The 15,242-nt window shown below is 57.2% G+C and carries 12 protein-coding genes and 1 pseudogene; 7 read left to right on the top strand and 6 right to left on the bottom strand.

The annotated features are described in order from the left end of the window. Positions 1-79 precede the first annotated feature (79 nt). A pseudogene (locus I6F09_RS15285) lies at positions 80-448 on the bottom strand (UDP-glucose 6-dehydrogenase); the annotation flags it as partial. A gap of 23 nt (positions 449-471) precedes the next feature. Then, the gene (locus I6F09_RS15280) at positions 472-1,884 is read right to left on the bottom strand and encodes a mannose-1-phosphate guanylyltransferase/mannose-6-phosphate isomerase (protein WP_225188430.1); all 1,413 of its coding nucleotides are present in this window, start codon (positions 1,882-1,884) and stop codon (positions 472-474) included. A gap of 221 nt (positions 1,885-2,105) precedes the next feature. On the opposite strand from I6F09_RS15280, the gene gmd reads away from it, so the two are divergent. Next, positions 2,106-3,197: a GDP-mannose 4,6-dehydratase gene (gene gmd / locus I6F09_RS15275; protein ID WP_225188429.1), complete on the top strand. Its 1,092-nt coding sequence runs from the start codon at positions 2,106-2,108 to the stop codon at positions 3,195-3,197. 97 nt (positions 3,198-3,294) lie between these two features. On the opposite strand, the gene I6F09_RS15270 is transcribed toward gmd, so the two are convergent. From I6F09_RS15270 to I6F09_RS15255, 4 genes are all read right to left on the bottom strand, one after another. Further along, positions 3,295-4,602 carry a WcaI family glycosyltransferase gene (locus I6F09_RS15270; RefSeq protein ID WP_225188428.1) on the bottom strand — a complete coding sequence of 436 codons (1,308 nt, stop codon included), beginning with the start codon at positions 4,600-4,602 and terminating at the stop codon, positions 3,295-3,297. Between the two features lie 61 nt (positions 4,603-4,663). Continuing rightward, a complete protein-coding gene (locus tag I6F09_RS15265) occupies positions 4,664-5,638 on the bottom strand; it encodes a GDP-L-fucose synthase (RefSeq protein WP_225188494.1) in 975 nt (324 codons plus the stop codon). 293 nt (positions 5,639-5,931) lie between these two features. Next, entirely contained in the window at positions 5,932-6,204 is a 273-nt protein-coding gene (locus I6F09_RS15260; RefSeq protein ID WP_225188427.1) for a hypothetical protein, read from the bottom strand. A 219-nt stretch (positions 6,205-6,423) separates the two neighbouring features. Beyond that, the gene (locus I6F09_RS15255) at positions 6,424-7,506 is read right to left on the bottom strand and encodes an ABC transporter substrate-binding protein (protein WP_225188426.1); all 1,083 of its coding nucleotides are present in this window, start codon (positions 7,504-7,506) and stop codon (positions 6,424-6,426) included. Between the two features lie 172 nt (positions 7,507-7,678). Here I6F09_RS15255 and I6F09_RS15250 point away from each other — a divergent pair, with 172 nt between their 5' ends. The 6 genes from I6F09_RS15250 (at position 7,679) to I6F09_RS15225 (ending at position 15,224) form a co-directional block, all read left to right on the top strand. Then, positions 7,679-9,178 carry an undecaprenyl-phosphate glucose phosphotransferase gene (locus tag I6F09_RS15250; protein WP_225188425.1) on the top strand — a complete coding sequence of 500 codons (1,500 nt, stop codon included), beginning with the start codon at positions 7,679-7,681 and terminating at the stop codon, positions 9,176-9,178. A gap of 500 nt (positions 9,179-9,678) precedes the next feature. Next, positions 9,679-10,971: an oligosaccharide flippase family protein gene (locus I6F09_RS15245; protein ID WP_225188424.1), complete on the top strand. Its 1,293-nt coding sequence runs from the start codon at positions 9,679-9,681 to the stop codon at positions 10,969-10,971. Then, positions 10,968-12,179 carry a glycosyltransferase family 4 protein gene (locus I6F09_RS15240; RefSeq protein ID WP_225188423.1) on the top strand — a complete coding sequence of 404 codons (1,212 nt, stop codon included), beginning with the start codon at positions 10,968-10,970 and terminating at the stop codon, positions 12,177-12,179. The genes I6F09_RS15245 and I6F09_RS15240 overlap by 4 nt, the downstream gene beginning before the upstream one ends. Beyond that, on the top strand, positions 12,176-13,135 hold the full coding sequence (locus I6F09_RS15235; RefSeq protein WP_225188422.1) for a DUF6625 family protein: 960 nt from the start codon (positions 12,176-12,178) through the stop codon (positions 13,133-13,135). The genes I6F09_RS15240 and I6F09_RS15235 overlap by 4 nt, the downstream gene beginning before the upstream one ends. Beyond that, positions 13,132-14,229: an acyltransferase gene (locus I6F09_RS15230; protein ID WP_225188421.1), complete on the top strand. Its 1,098-nt coding sequence runs from the start codon at positions 13,132-13,134 to the stop codon at positions 14,227-14,229. The genes I6F09_RS15235 and I6F09_RS15230 overlap by 4 nt, the downstream gene beginning before the upstream one ends. Next, on the top strand, positions 14,226-15,224 hold the full coding sequence (locus I6F09_RS15225; RefSeq protein ID WP_225188420.1) for a glycosyltransferase: 999 nt from the start codon (positions 14,226-14,228) through the stop codon (positions 15,222-15,224). The genes I6F09_RS15230 and I6F09_RS15225 overlap by 4 nt, the downstream gene beginning before the upstream one ends. Positions 15,225-15,242: the final 18 nt, after the last annotated feature.

Below are 15,242 nucleotides of genomic sequence, written 5' to 3'. Positions count from 1 at the left end.
CCTCCAGGAAATTACGCGTTCAATTAAAGGCTAGAACAATCCTAGATTGAATCGTCGCGTGCAGGAATTTGAAAGTGAAGGCGTCAACCACATCGGCGTAGCGATTGGGCTTCCCGGATGATGGGTTCGTCCCCGGTGCCGACCCACACGGTCAATCTCGTTACCCCAGGTGAAGCCGGTTTGCGACTCGATCTCACGGGCGGCGGCGTAAGCATAGGACAGATTGGCATGGCCGTCCTCGCGACGGGAGCATGCCAACCACGATGAACAGAGCATGATCGCTGCGACCGGCTCGTTCATGTCAGTCGTGAAGCTCAGCCGCTTGGCTTTGTTCGCCAGCAGCTCGTCAAGCCCGGGTAATCTTGTCGCGATTTTCTTCTGGTCCTTGTCGACGCAGATCACGGTGACCGAAATCCGCGAAGAAGTCGGCGGACACAGCGACGATCATCGCAATGCGCAGTTCGGGGGCGCTTAGGCTCTTTGATAGTCGTCTTCAATCCGGATGATGTCGTCTTCCCCGAGATAGCTTCCAGTCTGGACCTCGATCAGCTCCAGCTGGATCTTACCGGGATTCTCCATCCGGTGGACGGCGCCCATCGGGATGTAGATCGACTCGTTCTCATGCACCGTCTTCACGGTCTCGTTGACGGTGACCTGCGCCGTGCCGCGGACCACGATCCAGTGCTCGGCGCGATGATGGTGCTTCTGCAGCGACAGCCGCCCGCCCGGCTTCACCACGATGCGCTTGACCTGGTGGCGCTCGCCATTGTCGACGGATTGATAGCTGCCCCAGGGCCGGTGCACCTTGAGATGCTCCTCGGTGACCTTCGGCGCGACCGATTTCAATTTCGTCACCAGGCGCTTCAGCCCGTTGGCATCCTTCTGCCGCGAAACCAGCACCGCGTCCGCGGTCGCGACCACGACGAGATCGTCGACGCCTTCGAGCGCGACCAGGGCGGAATCGGTGGTGACCTTGCAATTGCGGGAATCCTCGAACACGGCGGTGCCGTGCGCGGCATTGCCTTGCGCGTCCTTCTCCGACAGCTCCCAAACCGCATGCCAGGAGCCGACGTCGGACCAGCCGCACGACACCGGCACGACGGCGGCGCGCGAGGTCTTCTCCATCACCGCATAGTCGATCGAGATCGCCTTGGCCGCGCCGAACGCCTCGGGCTCCAGCGTGACGAAGCCGAGATCGCGGCCGGCATTGGTGACGGCATTGGTGACGGCCTCGACGCTTGCCGCATCGACCCTGCGATATTCGTCGAGCAGCACGCTCGCCGGGAACATGAAGTTGCCGCTGTTCCAGAGATAGCCGGAATTGACGTAGTCGGAGGCCTTCACCGCATCCGGCTTCTCGACGAAGCGTGCAACCGCATGCACCTCGCCCGAGATCACCTCGCCCGGATTGATGTAGCCGTATTCGGTCGCCGGCCGCTCCGGCTTGACGCCGAACGTAACGATGCCCCCGGCATTCGCAGCGGTGAGGCCTTCGCGGCAGGCGGCGACGAAGGCGGCATTATCCTGCACGACGTGATCGGCGGCGAGCGCGAGCACGATCGCCTCGCTGGAGCGGTTCTGCGCGAACACGGCGCCGGCCGCGATCGCAGGGCCGGAATCGCGCCGCATCGGTTCGAGGATCACGTCGGCCTCGATGCCGATCTCGGCGAGTTGCTCCAGCACCATGAAGCGATAGGACGCGTTGGTGACGACGATCGGCCGGTCGAACAGCGAGAGATCGGACACGCGCAGCAGCGTGTCCTGGAACGTCGAGCGCGTGCCGAACAGCGGCAGGAACTGCTTGGGCCGAACCTCGCGCGAGGCCGGCCACAGCCGCGTGCCGGCACCGCCGCACATGATCAGGGGGATTATGCGTTTGTTCAAAATCTGAAGCTCCAGGCCAAATTCAATTCACAAATCGTACAACATTCATAAAGCCAGAATTTCACCGTTGGGAATACAAGTTCGAAATAGCCTTAGCAGGACTCTGTTGCCTATTGCGCAGACCTCAACGCTGTTAATCTAAGCTTGCTTTTCTGACCCAGCCCATCTCCCTATTCTCTTCGTTTTCGAGTACGAACGGCTCACAGAACCTAGAGATTATTATGACAAAGAAACGAGCACTTATTACCGGCGTCACCGGGCAGGACGGCGCCTATTTGGCCGAACTTCTTCTGCAGAAGGGATACGAGGTCCACGGCATGAAGCGCCGGACCTCCCTCTTCAATACGGACCGAATTGATCATCTCTATCTCGACCCGCATGAGCCCGACCCGCCCTTTCGGCTTCACTATGGCGATCTGACGGATTCTTCGAGCCTGATCCGCATTGTTGGCCAAGTGCAGCCAGACGAGATCTACAACCTCGCGGCGCAGAGCCACGTTGCCGTTTCGTTCGAAGAGCCGGAGTACACGGCGAATTCCGACGCTCTGGGCACCCTGCGCATCCTCGAGGCCATGCGTATTACCGGCTTGGAGAGGAAGGCACGCTTCTATCAAGCGTCAACATCCGAGCTTTACGGATTGGTCCAGGAGATCCCGCAAAAGGAGACGACGCCGTTCTATCCGCGCTCACCGTACGCGGTCGCCAAGCTCTATGCCTACTGGATCACGGTCAATTACCGCGAAGCCTATGGGATGTATGCCTGCAACGGCATCCTCTTCAACCACGAATCTCCCGTCCGCGGCGAGACCTTCGTGACCCGAAAGATCACGCGTGCTTTGGCGCGCATCCATCTGGGACTGCAGGAAAGGCTTTATCTGGGTAATCTGGATGCCTTGCGCGACTGGGGACACGCGCGCGACTACGTCGAGATGCAATGGCTGATGCTTCAGCAGGACAAGCCCGAGGATTTCGTGATCGCTACGGGCGTGCAACATTCGGTCCGAGAGTTTGTCGATGTCGCAGCCAACGAAGTCGGCATGACGGTCCGCTGGGAAGGAAGCGGCGTCGAAGAAAAGGGATATGACGCCAAGACCGGCAAGTGCGTCGTTTCGGTCGATACCCGCTATTTCCGCCCCACCGAGGTCGCGACGCTTCTAGGTGACCCGTCAAAGGCGAAGCGGAAACTCGGCTGGGAGCCCAAGACGTCGTTCGAAAGCCTGGTTCGAGAAATGATGAAGGAAGATCTCGAGTCCGCAAAGCGCGACGAGCTCATCAAGCAGCACGGGTTTAGATATTATCCGCGCCACGAGTAGTTCTCATAGATCGGCTACCGAGCAACTCAAGCAAGCAAATGAGCGCCCATTGCGGCGCTCATTCTTTTTGGACCGTATCCAACTGCTGTCGAATGCCTCAGGGCGATCGAACGGCATCCTCCACAGGATGCCCAATATCGTTGGCAGCGCCCGTCCGGCTGGCACTCGTCTGCCCTGTCGCATTGCCCTGCCCTGTCATGGCCTCCGACCACCGGCGCACGATCGTGCGTCGATCCCAGCGATCAAGAGCTCGCCTTCTTCCTTCTTCGCCGTAGTGCTCGCGGAGGGCGGGCGCGTCGCTGAGCTGGCAAATTGCGATTTCGAGAGCCGACGAATCTCCCGGTGGAATCACAAGGCCCGCATTCGTGACTTCCGCCGCGAGACCGGTGCCTTCTTCAGCCATCGCAATGACCGGCCGAGCGGATGCGAAGATCGCACCGAGCTTTGAGGGCAACACGAGATCGGCGGCCTCGGCCTTCTGCGGAATCAGATGGAAATCGGCCGTGGCCATCAATTGATTAAAGCTGTCATTGGGCTGAAGCCCCAGGAAGTGGATATTGCGATGCCCGGCTGCAAGCTGCTCGAGCTTCATCTTGTGAGGCCCTTCGCCTGCAAGGATGAAGTGGATATGCGGATGACTTCGCTCCAGGCCAATCGCGGCTTCGATCACGAGTTCAAGGCCCTGCTTGTTGGACATCGTGCCGGAATACAGTCCAACGATATCGCCCTCAGCCAGGTTCAGCTGTTGACGGTATTTGGTCGCTCGAGGCCCCGGACAGATCGCAGTGGTGTCGATCCAGTTTCTCACTTCCGCGGATTTGTCGGGCCGCAGTCCCTTGACCCTCAACCGCTCTACCATCGCTTGAGAAATGGTTGAAACGTTGTCGAACGATTTGAGGATCGTCGCTTCGATTCGAAGCATCCATTTTCGCAAAGAAGGATTGCGCAGCAAACCAAGATCGAACGCCGCATCCACCTCGAAATCCTGCACGTGAAGCCATGATTTGGCGCCGACGCGACGAGCGACGAAAGAGACGAAGGCTGCCGACATCAGCGACGGCGCGACAGCGATCATGACGTCGGGCCGCCAGGATATCGCCTCAAGAAGAACCGGCGCCGAGCTCGTGAGCGCGAATGAAGCGTGATGGACTAGCCGTCGAACGCCAGAGGGATGTTCGGGCACATAAATCGGCGTACGCGTTACTCGAACACCGTCAACATCTCTCGATCTGAAGTACGAGGATTTGAATGCAGAAGGGATTTTCCAGGCGGGGTAATAAGGAGGCGCCGTAATCACTCTGATTTCATGGCCTTCTGCTACCAGACTTTCGCAGAGCTCGGCGTTGTATTTCGCCACACCGATCAGATCGGGAGCATAATTGATGCCAACCAAGAGAACACGCATAAAGCCCGCCCCAATTCAAACTTCAGAATAAAAAAACTCTCTAGCAATCTAAGTAGTCTACTCAGCGCGTTGCGCCGACTTCCAGATGACGTCCGTTGCCATAGAGATAGTCTGCGTAGGCCGCTGTGAGGCCGGCCCGTAGAGCAACTTTCGGCTGCCAACCAAGCGCTCGGACTCTCGAGCTATCCAGCAGCTTGCGTGGTGTCCCGTCAGGCTTGGATATATCGAACGCGAGCTTGCCCCCGTACCCCACGACCTCCGCGACCGTGGTCGCGAATTCGGCTATCGATAATTCATCGCCAGTGCCGACATTGATCGGCTGCTCACTCGAATAGTTCTTCAGAAGGAAAACGCAGGCATCCGCAAAATCATCGACATTGAGGAATTCGCGGAGCGGCGTGCCGGTGCCCCAGACGGAGACGCTGGGCGCATTGGCGAGCTTGGCTTCGTGGAAGCGCCGGATCAACGCGGCCGGTACGTGACTATGGTCTGGATGATAATTATCGCCGCGGCCGTAGAGATTGGTCGGCATTACCGAGATGAAATCATCGCCATATTGCCGGCGGTACGCCTGGCACATCTTGAGGCCTGCAATCTTGGCGATCGCATACCACTCGTTGGTGGGTTCGAGCGGCCCGGTCAACAATTCGCTTTCGGCCATCGGCTGCTTGGCGTGCTTCGGATAGATGCAGGACGAGCCGAGGAACAGGAGGCGCCTCACACCAACCGCGTGACTTGCGCGGATCACGCTCAATTCAAGCGCAAGGTTGTCGCAGAGAAAGTCGACCGGGAAATTGTTGTTGGCTGCGATACCGCCGACCTTTGCAGCGGCATGAACCACGACGTCCGGGCGATTGGCCTCGAGCCATCTGAGCGTGGGCTCTTCCTTCGTGAGATCCAGCTCACGCCGATCAGCCGTGAGCACGGTGCAATTCTCCGACGCAAGCCGGCGCACGACAGCTGATCCCACCATGCCGCGGTGACCCGCGACGAAGACACGCTTGCCAGCGAGATCGTAGGTTGGAGCCCCTGTCATTGTATCCTCTGTCAGCATCCGTTTGGCTGGATCGCAACACCTGACGAGATCCGGCGACGGCCGCTTTACGCAATCACGCTGCCGATGCAGCCCCGCCGAACAGGTAACACAATCTTCACCATGCGACAGCCCGCCCCAGCCCGGCAAAGATATTCATAGTGAACCTGCGCTCCGCGCACAAAAGGTCAGCACACAATGAAACAAAAACGAGCAAGGCAGCCGCATAAATCTTGCGACCGCCTTGAAAAGGATCGGTGACAGGCGGCAGTCGCCGCTCTCGGTTTACGTCAATCTTAGTATGCGCGACGCAGGACCGGACCGACCGGCGCGCAAACGCGATCCATGTACCAGCCATAGGGTGTCTCGACCCGCACCAACGGACAATGGCGCCGCGGCACATACCGGTAGGGATACGGCTGCGCCCAGAACGTAACGGGCGTCACCTGGCTCTCGCCTGTGAGCAAGGCGGCCGGCGCGGGCATCTGCATGGCGGCGCTCGCTCCGCTCGCTGCGCAGAAGGTAACGGTTGCAGCCAAAAGACCTGCTCGCATCAACGTCTTGAACATCTAAAAGCTCCTCGCCCCTGCGGATTTGAACTCCGACCCGCGCTTGCCAGACCCCAGCCGACCAACGTCACGGTCCGTAAAGCCACTCCGCGACTAGCCCAAATAGTGAACCGAACTTTACCAAGGCCACCGACGGAAATGCAACCGATGCCGGGGCGGCCGAGGGCCTGTTGGGACGATATAGCGCGCAAGTGTGGCTTCTTGGTCCTATTTTTGGTCCTATTTCTCCTGGCTCCAGGCGCCTGGAGCCGCGAGGTCGGGTGAACGGCGGTACACATCCCGTAGGAACTGGTAGCTGACCGTCTGAGCCAAAGGCACGTCTTCCTCGCCGAGCTTGGCGAACAGGAGGATATCCCGAAGCGTCCGCCAGCGGCTTTCGTCGTAGTCGCCGATGCGGCCGCCCGTCGGCAGCACCAGCGGGCGCTGCTGCTGCAGCTCGAATTTCAGCCGCTCGGAATTCAGCCTCGCCGGGCCGGTGCCGGCGAGAACGGGCACGCTCCGTGCATAGTCCGCGTAGGCAAACTGCCATCCTCGAATGAGCCCCTGAAGGACGTCGGCGATCACGGACGGCTGGTCATGGATGAGATCATTGCTCGCGAAATAGACCTGGCCCGGGACATGGATGCCGTAATCCTGCGGCTTGATGACATTCAGCTTCGCGAAAGTCGGACTGGAGGGATCGGGCTGCTCATCGATGGCGGCGATGATCGCATCCACCTCCCCGGCCCTCAGGGATTCGAAGCTGTCGCGGTCTGGGACCTTGGAGATCTGGCTTCGGGGCAGCCCGAGCTGCGCCATCATGGCATCAAAGACGACGTCTCCCTCACTCGCCCTGCGGTAGCCGACCCGCTTTCCGACCAGATCAGCCGGCCGCCGCAAGCCGGAGCTTTCGAGCGTGAAAATCGCGACAGAGGTATCGAGGAGGCTTGCGGCAAACGCCGTCACGGGAACGCCGCGCCAGCTCGCCAGCAGGAAGTTCTGGCCGCTCGTCACGCCGATGGCATGTTGGCGTGCAATGGTTTGGACGAAGTTAGGGCCTTCGGGCTGCGCCGACACCTCAATGCGGGAGGAGAAATATCCCTGTCTCGATGCGGCGAGCTCGCCGGCAAACCGCGCGCCATAGGGCCCATCAAGGAGGAGCTTGATCGCGACGGGCCTGGACGCCACCGGAGCTCGGATGGGGGCCGCATCGGGACGAAGAAGGAGAAGAATGCTTCCCACCAACGCGACGGCCGCGAGGCCAATGGCGAAGTACTGCTTCCCTCTCGATCGGGTCCGCCGCCGGGACTGGGTGCGAGGCAACGAGGACTTCCTAACGGTTTGTAAAATTAAACATATCACTCGAGGCGAGATGAGCTACAATGCACGCTTGTGGGGTAAGGTTAATTTTTCCTTCGCCTTGTTCTAACAGCGATTTTGCCCGATAGCACGGCTTGTTCGGGCTAATGAATTTTGCGTCAACGGATTTGGCAGGATGACGATTCTTTCCACTCGGCCGGTGCCCGTCGATGATTCGACGACGGAAATTCGCGTGGTCGAGCCGGTCGCGTCCGCATCTGCAGGCTTTGCGCCGAGCTGGCTACGACCTGTGGTTGTCGAGCGGCTGCTGGCGGTGGTGGACGCGGCGCTGATCGTGGTCAGCGGCATCGGCTGCGCGGTCGGGTATCACGTCGTCACCGCGGGCACGCTCGGCAAGGCGGACGTCTATGCGGCTGCGAGCGTGCTGGTGGCCATCAACTTCGTCCTGCTGACCGTCGTGCAGCGCGGCTATCGCCTCAAGACGGTCACCAACCTGCCCCGCACGTTCCGGATGACGCTGACGACCTGGACCTTCCTGTTCGGCGCGCTCTTGGCGATCGCCTTCACTATGAAGGTCAGCGACGAGTTCTCCCGTGGCACCACGATCTCATTCTATCTGGTAGGGCTCGCCGCGCTGCTGGCCTGGAAGACCGTGGCGGCGCGCTGGACCGCGCATGCCTTGCGCACCGGCGCCTTCGCCAATGGACGGGCGCTTCTGATCGCCGAGTTCGGCCTTGCCACCTCCTCCAACGCGGTCGACGGCCTCGGCCAGCACGGCTACCGCCTGATGCGCGTGATGGAGATTCCGGCCAAGGAGCTCGCCTCGCCCCTGCTGCTCTCCTCGCTGGCGCCGCGCTTCGAGGAGCTGATCAATTACGCGCGCGAGCACCGGATCGAGCACGTCTTCCTCTTGATCAACTGGAGCCGGCAGCATGCGATCGACAGCATTCTGGACGCGCTGAAGATCCTCCCCGTGCCGGTGCATCTGGTGCCGGACCCCACCACGGCGCGCTTCCTGCGCTATCCGCTTTCCGGCACCGGCAACACCTTCACCGCCGAGCTGCGCCGCGCCCCGCTCACGTGGCGCGAACGCGCGCTCAAGCGCGCGCTCGACCTTTCCGGCGCCAGCCTTGCGCTGTTCGTGTTCGCGCCGGTGATGCTGGTGACCGCGCTCCTGATCAAGCTGACCTCGACGGGGCCGGTGTTCTTCCGCCAGACCCGCCACGGCTTCGGAGGGCGCGCGTTCAGGATCTTCAAGTTCCGCACCATGCGAGTGCTCGAGGACGGCCCGACGATTGTGCAGGCGCAGAAGAACGACCCGCGCGTCACGAGAATCGGCAAATGGCTGCGCAAGACTTCGATCGATGAGTTGCCGCAGCTGTTCAACGTGCTGAAGGGCGACATGTCGCTGGTCGGCCCCCGCCCCCACGCCGCCGCACACAACACCGAATACGAGCAGATCATCGGCAACTACGCCTTCCGCCATCATGTGAAGCCTGGCATCACCGGCTGGGCCCAAGTTAATGGTTACCGCGGAGAAACCCGCGCACTCGAGCTGATGCAGAAACGCGTGGAGTATGATCTGTGGTACATCAACAATTGGAGCTTGTGGTTGGACCTTAGGATCCTCGTTAGTACAATGCTTGTCAGCATTCGGCCGAGTAATGCGCATTGAATAGAACGCAGATTCGACGTCGCGAGAATGTCCTATCTAATTTGGCCCTACAGCGCAGGACTGACGGCCTTGATGTTGATACGCTGCGTTACGCTTGTCAGAGAGTGGGAAGATTAGTTCAAGGCATGCCGTCGAAGCGCGTCAGTGGCTCAAGGGCGGGTCGGCAGGAATCGATATAGATGAGTCTTCATCAGCATTTTCTCGATCAATCGCGGACTCTGCCATGACTAGAGGCTCTGCAGAATCGGCTGCTCATGCACAATCTGGAAAGATCACCAACAGTTCTATCTTGCGGCACAGGACGCCGCAGTCCGGGCGTCAGCGTGCTTACAAGTGGGGCGAACCGGAACTCGAACTTAGAATCCGCGAATCGAAAAAAGATCGTGCAGTTTGATGAAATTACTGACTGAGCGCCTCGAAGGCCGGCAACGAACCTCGACCCTATACAGCGACAATGCACAGCTCAAGGAGCAGTATCTTCCTTATGTTAAGACGGTAAGGTGTTCGGTATCTCTGTTTGTCCGGCCCTCATGCTGAAGATCGTTCACGTCCTTTGGGGACAGATCATTGTAGCGCTGGTTACTTTTGGTGGACTTCGCGTCTACACCGAGCTCCTCGACCGAGAATCGTTTGGCATTGCTATGCTATGTATGGGAGCCGTCTCCCTGTTAGACGGCATCTCGGTCATGGCCCTTCATCAGACCGTCGTTGCCCTCTGCTCACGTCTGCAGGGACTAGAAGATCGGCGTCGCTTAGCAGTTGGGTTGCTGTATCTAGCAGTAGTCGGTTGCGCAACATTGGCGCTCGTTGCGACTCTTGTTTGCGCACTTCTATCTTTGACGGTGCCGCGTCTTATTTTCTACGCTTGGGTTCCAATTGCGATAGTGACCTATCTCGCGGCAGAACTCACAAAGTCGACGCAACAGGCTCTGCTCAGCTTGAAGAGCGACTTCGTTCGACTCTCCTTTTGGAGTACCGGTGAAGCAATATTGGGCTTTGGCTGCACTTGCATGTTGCTCCTGGTATGGCGAGCAGATTGGCTGTCGTATCTCATAGGTTACTTCATCTCTCGATTGTTGTCCTGTGCACTCTTTACTGTCATCTTCGCCAGATGCAGCTTCTTTAGACACGTACACGTAGGGGCGGCTCGAAAGACGATCGGTCAAGCACTTACTTTCGGAGTACCGGTCGCCGCGATGGCCCCACTTGGGTGGATTTCCACCTTCTTGGATCGCTTTATCATCGGATCCATGATGGGAGCTGCGGAGACCGGGACCTACGTAGCAGCCACAAGCCTAGTATCTCGGCCATACGCTCTCACCACTGCCGTGTTGACAAACTATTTTCGCCCTCAGCTCTATGTTGCTGCGCAGGATTCCGCGCTTCTAAGGCAATCAATGTACAGATGGATTCTCGCGGCGCTCTTGATTGGAGCTGCCGGCGCTATCGCTATTTTCGCTGCAGGCGATTTTATTACCGACCTCATGCTAGCCGCCCCCTATCGTCAGGGAGCTACCGTCTTAATGCTCGTGTTCAGCATCGCGCAAACAATTTCCATTGCTACCCATGCTATGGACAACGCCATACTGGCCCTGGGTCGAAGCGCCAAATTGCTAAAGATTCAGACCGCCCTTTCAATATTCACCGTGATGATGATTCCGATCGGGGTCTTCTGGATGGGAGCTGCTGGAGCTGTAATTGCGAGATGCTTCGCCGAAGCGGCCAAATTCATTGGGACCTGGGCACTATTTAAGTACTTATCCTCCTCCCTTAGGATGAGGGAGGCGAAATGAACGATGAGCAACGCAAGCTACGAGTAGTGATTGGCACCACGACCGGTTTCCACCTCCGTCGACTCGCCGCCCTATTACAGAATAAGCCGATTGAACTTACCTATTTCAGTTACGTGCCGCGTTTCCGACTGCGGCGCGACGGAATTTCGGATGTGGTTTCGATTTCTTTGTTTGAGCGGCTCTTGCCCCTCTCTGCCCTTGCTCTTGCACCGTCCGTTTCACGGTTGCGTTCTTGGGCGACGGAGAAATTATTCCGTCCAACCGACCTCGCAATAGCAAATCGCCTTCCGCCTTGTGATGTATTCATAGGACTATCGAGCCTGACGGTTCTCGCCGCGCGAGAGGCGAAACGTCGCTTTGGCGCAACGGTAATTCTCGAACGCGGATCGCGACATGTCCTTTCTCAAAATTCGCTGGTAGTTGCGGGAGGTGGCGCCCCTCTGAGCGACGCTTGGATCCAGCGAGAGCTCGATGGTTACGCAGTTGCCGACTACATATCGGTTCTCTCGGGACACGCTCTAGAAAGTTTTGTTGAACACGGTTTCAGCCGTGAGCGATTGTTTTTGAATCCCTTGGGGGTTGATCTATCGGTCTTCAGGCCTCAACCACGACCGTCAGCCCCCCTGAAACTTCTCTTCACCGGGGCCTGGTCAATCCGCAAGGGCGTAGACCTTTTGCAGACCGCGATGGCTCGCAGAAACAACTGGACGCTAACCCACGTTGGAGCCATCACGGATGCGCCTGCGTCCAACCTTCCCAATATTCACCATATCGGGGTTCGCACACACCAACAACTAGCTCTTCTCATGAAAGATCATCATTTGCTGGTACTCCCGTCGCGCGAAGATGGGTTCGGGATGGTCCTGCTCGAGGCCCTCGCAGCTGGACTACCTATAGTAGCCAGTCAACTGACAGGCGCGCCGGATATTCGGGCGCAATTGCACGACCCAAGGTACGTGGAGATATGCACAGCAGGCGATGCCGCCTCCTTACTCGCTGCCCTCGATAACATGGTAAGCCGGCTCGACATTCTCCCTCCCGATCGAGCGATCCTCACAGAGGCTGATCAACAACATTTCAGCTGGTCTTCCTATGGTGAACGCTACTGGAGGTTCTTGCAATCGATCGGAGCCGAGCGCGAAAGAATCGCGATTGGAACGTTGAGCGCCGGCGACTCGACGCCTCCAAAGCACGAGCAACCGCAATGACACCTACACCAGCAATCGTCGTAATCGCAGCCTATTTTGGCCAGTTACCAAACTATTTGCCTCTATGGCTGATGTCTTGCCGATACAATCCTCAAATCCGATGGCGACTTATCACCGACGCCGCCGTCGACTACGATTTGCCGATCAATGTCAGCGTCTGTCCAATGAGTCTCGGAAGCCTCGCCGACCGCATCTCGGATTTTGCAGGAGTTCGCGTCGCCTTGAGCACGCCGTACAAGCTCTGCGATCTCCGGCCTCTCTTTTCTGCACTAGTCGAGCGCAATGAACCCTGTGACTTTTGGGGACATTGTGATCTCGACATGCTCTTCGGGGATTTGGCCTCCTATATACGCCCGAACCTACTCGCGAACTTTGACAAAATTTTCTCCGTCGGTCACTTCACATTGTACCGCAACAACGAGGAAACCAATACGTTCTACCGGCGCTCACATCCTGAACTTGATTGGCGACGAATTCTGAGCGACCCGAACCACTTCGGATTCGACGAACATATTGGAGTAAATCGCATCTGGTTAAGGCACGGTGGCAAGTTCCATTCTGACGAGAGTGTCGTAGCCGATATTGACCCTCATATTTCTAGATTTGAGAGGACGAACAATTATCGTTGGTACAGAAACTATCGCCATCAGGCATTCTGCTTTGACCGAGGAAGGACCAAACGACTATTTTGGAAGAATAACGTGCTAAACATCGAAGAGTTTATGTATGTCCATTTCCAGAAGCGCCACTTTCCAAACCCATCACAATTGGACGAAGACCGATTTTACGTTACTCCCAGAGGATTCATACCCATCGGCAACGCTACTCCGACGCCTCCTCTGCTCGACCACATAAACGATTCCCCCCGCTTCACGCGCGCCGAGATTGACTATCGTGTCCGTCGCCTCGCTCGCATTGCTCGTCAAGGCTTATTGTCTCGGGGAGCAGCACCATGAGCAGCGTGTGGAGACCCGAGATTCAACTCACGCGCCCTGAATCACAATTGCTCGACATCATACGCCTATGTCTCATCCTCCAAGTTGTCGTCGGGCATGCCGTAGCTCTATTTCTGCCCACGATGCAACTTCTCCTCATTGCTCCCACTCAAAATGTTTCAGATATTCTTCTTAAACTGCTCTTTCGCTTTGGCCCGCAAAGCGCATATATTTTTGTTTTTTTGAGTGGACTTCTGGTCGGCGGGACACTTCTTTTCGAGTTTCGGCAGGGGAGGGTGCCTCGAGCAACTGACTTTGCCCGGAGCCGCCTATTTCGCCTTCTGCCCACGGCGATCGTCGCCCTTTTGCTAACAGCCGTATTTGACGGCTTCGGCCTACTCGCGATGCACAAGCTCGATCTTTACCGAAATGTATTGGGACATGACGCTGTAGCCGCTTTTACCGTAACCAATTTCCTTGGCACACTGCTCTTCTTGCAGCCGACGTTTGTGGATGCATTTGGATCAAATGGTCCTCTTTGGACTCTCGGCTATATCGCGCAGTTCTATTTTTGTGGATTTGCAATCTTGAAGCTCGCGCAACTCAATCTACAGCTTGCTGCAACAGTCACTGTTGGGTCGACCTTGGCGTTCGGCTATGTGCGTCCGGAGTGGAGCATACTTTTCGTAGTTTGGGTAACGGGAGCATGTCTCCGCAATCTCTCGCTCTCACAATTGTCCAAGCCATCAGCTCTCTTCTTGGCAGGTTTCGCGCTAGTTGTTTTCGCGAATGTTCTGCCGCCTCTCTTGTCAGCGGTCACTTCCTGCGCGGCAGGAGCACTGTTTTCTCTAGGAGCGCGCTGCTCGCAGCAAATCATATTCAAAGCTGGCACATTTCTGAGGTCTGTTGCCAACGAAAGCTACACAATCTACGCCGTTCATTTCCCTGCCCTCGTCTTTGTTGCGATGCTCAGTGAGAAAAACCGGTCTAGTTTAGCTACTCTACTCGGAGCCCTCATCACTGCGGCTATCGCAACTTGGATATCTGTGTTTCTTAGTCGCCAGCTCTCTAATTTTGCGCCTCAAACTGAAAGCTCAAGAGGAGATAAGATTTGAGCGTTCCGAGCGTCAGTATCGTGATGGCTGCGTACAATGCGTCGAGATACCTCCGGGAGTCCGTGGATAGCATTCTCGCACAAACCTTCAGAGATTTTGAATTTGTCATTATCGATGACGGCAGCACAGACGATAGCGCTGCGATAATTGCGTCTTATGCTGACCAACGCGTCCGACTGATATCACATGCTCACGCAGGGCTCGTCGCCTCCTTAAACCGCGCGGTTTCTGAAGCCCGCGCGCCTCTTATCGCGCGCATGGATGCGGATGACCGCGCACTTCCTAACCGCCTTGCTAGGCAAGTCGCCTTTCTAGATAACAATCCAGAAATCGACATCCTATGCACAGATGTCTTTATAATCGCCGCTGAAGGTAAGCGAGTCGGTCAGCAAGTGCAGCTCGGTGTTAACAATGGTTTGGTCCGTGATGGCTTGCTGCACCGACGGAGGATGAAACCCATAATTCATCCGTCAGTTATGATGAGACGACAGGTAATTGACAGTCTTGGTGGCTATCGTGAGTTTCGATATGCCGAAGACCACGATTTTTGGCTTCGAGCAGTAGATCGCTTCAATTTTGCTCGGCTCAACGAAAAGCTTCTTGAATACCGCATTCACGATAGCGGACTCTCGCGCACCAAACTCGCTGATCATATGACTTCCAGTGTCATGAGCGAGGTGGAGTACCTCGTAAAATGTGCGACAGGGCAATCGCTCTTTGCTTCGTCATCATGTTTTGAGGAGACAGCGTCATTCGTGCGCGATTCACTGCAGGCACGCGTACTTCCGGGTATGATAGCTTTCCGAGAATTCCGACAGTTGATTCGGAAGAGACAAATCATCCGAGCGGCCAAGCGGATAGTTGGCGCAACGCTCCAACAGGACTATTCAATTTTGCCTTGGTACGCCGATAGACAACTATCCACTTTGGCGTTGATAGCGGCTAGAAGATCCATCGCGACCTTTGGCTCAACGATGCCTCAAAAGGCGCTATAAGCGGAACGGGTCAACAGA

This window comes from Bradyrhizobium sp. IC3195, from assembly GCF_020193585.1.
Lineage (GTDB): Bacteria > Pseudomonadota > Alphaproteobacteria > Rhizobiales > Xanthobacteraceae > Bradyrhizobium > Bradyrhizobium yuanmingense.
Note: the sequence above shows the minus strand (reverse complement) of the source record. Positions and strands in the feature narration are given on the sequence as shown.

What these genes read in the sequence shown, in the direction of transcription:
- gmd (WP_225188429.1), top strand. Translation starts at nt 2,106, where the DNA reads ATGACAAAGAAACGAGCACTTATTACCGGCGTCACCGGGCAGGACGGC.
- I6F09_RS15270 (WP_225188428.1), bottom strand. Translation starts at nt 4,602, where the DNA reads ATGCGTGTTCTCTTGGTTGGCATCAATTATGCTCCCGATCTGATCGGT.
- I6F09_RS15265 (WP_225188494.1), bottom strand. Translation starts at nt 5,638, where the DNA reads ATGACAGGGGCTCCAACCTACGATCTCGCTGGCAAGCGTGTCTTCGTC.
- I6F09_RS15260 (WP_225188427.1), bottom strand. Translation starts at nt 6,204, where the DNA reads ATGTTCAAGACGTTGATGCGAGCAGGTCTTTTGGCTGCAACCGTTACC.
- I6F09_RS15250 (WP_225188425.1), top strand. Translation starts at nt 7,679, where the DNA reads ATGACGATTCTTTCCACTCGGCCGGTGCCCGTCGATGATTCGACGACG.
- I6F09_RS15240 (WP_225188423.1), top strand. Translation starts at nt 10,968, where the DNA reads ATGAACGATGAGCAACGCAAGCTACGAGTAGTGATTGGCACCACGACC.
- I6F09_RS15235 (WP_225188422.1), top strand. Translation starts at nt 12,176, where the DNA reads ATGACACCTACACCAGCAATCGTCGTAATCGCAGCCTATTTTGGCCAG.
- I6F09_RS15230 (WP_225188421.1), top strand. Translation starts at nt 13,132, where the DNA reads ATGAGCAGCGTGTGGAGACCCGAGATTCAACTCACGCGCCCTGAATCA.